This is a genomic window from Pseudomonas sp. TWI929, from assembly GCF_039673335.1.
GTDB lineage: Bacteria > Pseudomonadota > Gammaproteobacteria > Pseudomonadales > Pseudomonadaceae > Aquipseudomonas.
On record NZ_JBDJLK010000167.1, the window covers coordinates 1 to 3,229 of the forward strand.

At 55.6% G+C, this 3,229-nt stretch carries 3 protein-coding genes; 2 read left to right on the forward strand and 1 reads right to left on the reverse strand.

Going from position 1 to position 3,229, the window contains the following annotated elements; genetic code table 11:
• Together ABE456_RS28360 and ABE456_RS28365 are read left to right on the forward strand one after the other, a co-directional pair.
• Positions 1 to 1,246 (forward strand): hypothetical protein (locus ABE456_RS28360; RefSeq protein WP_346646887.1); only part of this gene is annotated, 1,246 nt, incomplete at its 5' end.
• 4 nt (positions 1,247 to 1,250) lie between these two features.
• Complete coding sequence (locus tag ABE456_RS28365; RefSeq protein ID WP_346646888.1) at positions 1,251 to 2,129, forward strand: DUF6708 domain-containing protein; 879 nt, start codon at positions 1,251 to 1,253, stop codon at positions 2,127 to 2,129.
• Here ABE456_RS28365 and ABE456_RS28370 read toward each other — a convergent pair.
• Complete coding sequence (locus ABE456_RS28370; RefSeq protein WP_346646889.1) at positions 2,116 to 2,928, reverse strand: class I SAM-dependent methyltransferase; 813 nt, start codon at positions 2,926 to 2,928, stop codon at positions 2,116 to 2,118. The genes ABE456_RS28365 and ABE456_RS28370 overlap by 14 nt on opposite strands.
• Positions 2,929 to 3,229 lie beyond the last annotated feature (301 nt).

Here is a 3,229-nt window from a genome sequence, read left to right on the forward strand (position 1 = left end):
GGTACAGAAGTATTTGAAGAGCGGCATGGCGCAGGTTGAGGAGATGAAAGAACTGCGTATCTCCGGAAGCCGGACGGTGTCCATCGAACTGACCACCACCGCGCGCGTGAAACCCAACTTCCTCGGGTTACTGACAGCGGGCGGTGGCGGTGGATTGAATGCAGGAATGCTGTGGTTCAACGTGTTATCGCTCAAGACCGCCTACAACAGCGTGCAGCAGAGCGATGCCCTGGAATACACCGCAGGCTTCGCTGCGTCGGTCTTCGGCGTGATGGGTGCAGCGGCAGCCACATTAGTCAGCGTACGGGCAGCACAGAAAGCCGTAATGTTGAGATTAAGCGCTACGGCGCCGGGCATGGGCTTTAGCAACGGAATTCTAAATCTATTAGGTAGTCATCTGTTCACAAGAGCATCAGGCTACCCGGCGATATTTTCGGGTCTTCTATCTGATTTCACCAAAGGACGGCGTCAATCACAAAACGGCGATTCGACTTCCGGCTTGTATAACATAACTGGTGGCGCAACAACTGCCATAGGTTCCGCCCTTATGTTAGAGGGAAGCCTAGCCATCGCCGGCCCGACATTCCTTATACCTTTTGCAGGTTGGGCTGCAGCGGGAATCGTGTTGACGGGGGCCGCACTAATAGTCGCAGGGCTATATCTCTATTCTAAAGCGCATGAGCGCTTGCACACCCCGATAGAACTATGGGCAAGCAGGTGTATTTTTGGAGCTAGAGAAAATGATGGAGAAATCCGGCCCAGCTTGACCCTAGACTTTCAAAATAGGCTTCCTCGCTTCGCCAGCATTATTGAAGAAATGGAATCATGGCATGCTGAGACGTATGCCCCAATAGCACTTTCACTAGAGCAGTCAACGCGACTCAGCCTGGAAGCGCTCACAACAAGACTTAGCACCAACAGCCAATGGCCAACGCCGGACTGGGCAACAATTATACATAGCCAAGTATCCGAGGACGTGCCCACGATAGAATTCACCATACTACTACCCAATTTTATGATCGGGCAAAGCGAATGGTCTGGCACACTAAGAATCGAAGACACCGACGGGAACTCTACAACACTCACGACCACACCAGACTGCTATATCACTCCCGCAGGCATCGTACTGCACTACAAGACTCACAGAGAAAAAGCCAGAAACGCAAATTTGTCAATCAACTACCACCTGAATCACTGCTTGGCTACCTCTACCAACTCCAAAGCTGACTTCTTTATCGAGAGATAATCTTATGGCAACCATATGGTTATTCAACCACCAAACAAAAACCAACATAAATCCAAAAATTTCAGGACAACTGGTTAGCACAACTAGTTCTCTTCTGCGCTTGCGAAACCCATGGGTTACTGACTCTGTATTCATGGGCAAGATGTACACCGCAATGTGTATAGCCATAGCTATTTTTGCCTATCCCCACCTTCTAAATGACTCGACAAATTATGAACTTGATGGCGCCTATGCATTTCTTACTATGCAGATTATTTTGCCGTTTATTTTTACACCTTTTTTAGCCTACAGAATATTCTTCATAAAAAATCTCTCAGATATCTACCTGAACAGGCTAACGAAAAAAATCTATTACAAACGAATAGGAAAGGTGTTTGCCTTTGACTGGCACAACATCCGAGGCGGCTTGTTCAAACGCAGGGAATTCGGTGGTTCCTCCTTTAGCACGAGCTATGCCCTAGCCTTCGCCCCTCGCCGAGAGGACGGCAGCCTGCACCAAAAAGACTGCCTCTGGGTCGACAGCAACGAACCCACCGAGTCCGACACCCAATACGTAGCCGAAGTTTGGGAGTACCTCCGCCATTTCATGGACCACGGCCCGGACAAACTTCCGCCGCCTGGCGAACCCAATTGGTGGCACAAGCCACTGCACGCCATCTGCCTGACCCCGGCCGAAGCCTGGCGCCACTACGCCCCCTGGCGAACCGGCGAACCCGGTGAAATGCAGGGCAAAAAGAACTGGCAATTGCCGTTCTGGGCCGTGCTGTTCCCTTACAACCTTACGGTCGCCATCGCTTGGTACTTCGTCTGCAAGGTTTTCAATGTCCGCGCAGCGCCACCACCCGCCGAGGCCTTCGAAGGAGCGCCTGCTAACCCCGAATGACCACTACCTCAAGGTATTCACTCGGCACCACCAACGACGAAGGGCCAGCGACATTGCTCTCATCCAACAACTGGGTCAGGTCCCTTTCCAGCGCCCCGGCCGCCTCCGGCTCCAACGAGGCAAACGCCTTGTGCACCGGCCCATACCAGGTACGGAACACCTCGATGAAATGCGCCGCCGAGCGGTAGCGGAAGTTGAACTGCTGGCGGCTGACCTGCAGTTTGCCAAGCGCGCCCTCGAACATCACTCGCAACTGTTCCTCATCGCCCCAGCGCGAAGGTGGCAAGGCTCCGGCTGGTGGCGGCACATGCCGGCCGAGGGTCTTGAACATCTGCCCGACGAAGCCTTGCGGGGTCCAGTTGGCCAGGCCGATGCGGCCGCCGGGCCGGCACACCCGAGCCAGTTCGCGCGCGGCCTGAGCCTGGTCGGGGGCGAACATCACACCGAAGGTGGAAAGCACCGCATCGAAGGTGCCATCAGCAAACGGCAGCGCTTCGGCATCGGCAGCCTGAAACGTCACGTTGAGGTGCTCGGCCCGTGCCCGTTCTTCGCCGCGCTTGAGCAGATCGGGCACATAGTCGGTGGAGGTGACGCGACAGCCGCGCCGAGCGGCGGCCAAGGTGGCGTTGCCGTTGCCCGCGGCGACATCCAGCACCTGCTCGTCCCAGCGCAGGTCGCAGGCTTCGGCCAGGCGTTCGCCAACCAGTTGCAGGGTGGTGCCGATTACCGCGTAGTCGCCGCTGGCCCAGGCAGCTTGCTGACGGGCTTTGAGGGCATTGGTATCCAAAGGGGTGCTCATGGTCTGCGCCTTCTTGTTGCGCGCGGCCGAGGTCCTTCTGGCGGTGTACGCGCCTTGGATTCAGGGATAGGTGCAAAACGCTACGCGCTTGGCAGGCTAAGCGGCAAGCGGCAGTAGCCGGTGGGCAAGACAGATTGGATATAGCCAGCAGGCTTGAACGTTATATGAACGCTGCTTGCTGATGCGGTCCATGTGGGAGCAACTGTCTTGCTCAATTTCTAAAAGCTGGCGCGATCCCTGTGGGAGCGGGCTTGCCCGCGAACACGGGCGAAGCCCGTGCCATCCACCGCGGTGTCTTCTT

Coding starts and splice junctions, on each gene's coding strand:
- ABE456_RS28365 (WP_346646888.1), top strand. CDS start 1,251: ATGGCAACCATATGGTTATTCAACCACCAAACAAAAACCAACATAAAT.
- ABE456_RS28370 (WP_346646889.1), bottom strand. CDS start 2,928: ATGAGCACCCCTTTGGATACCAATGCCCTCAAAGCCCGTCAGCAAGCT.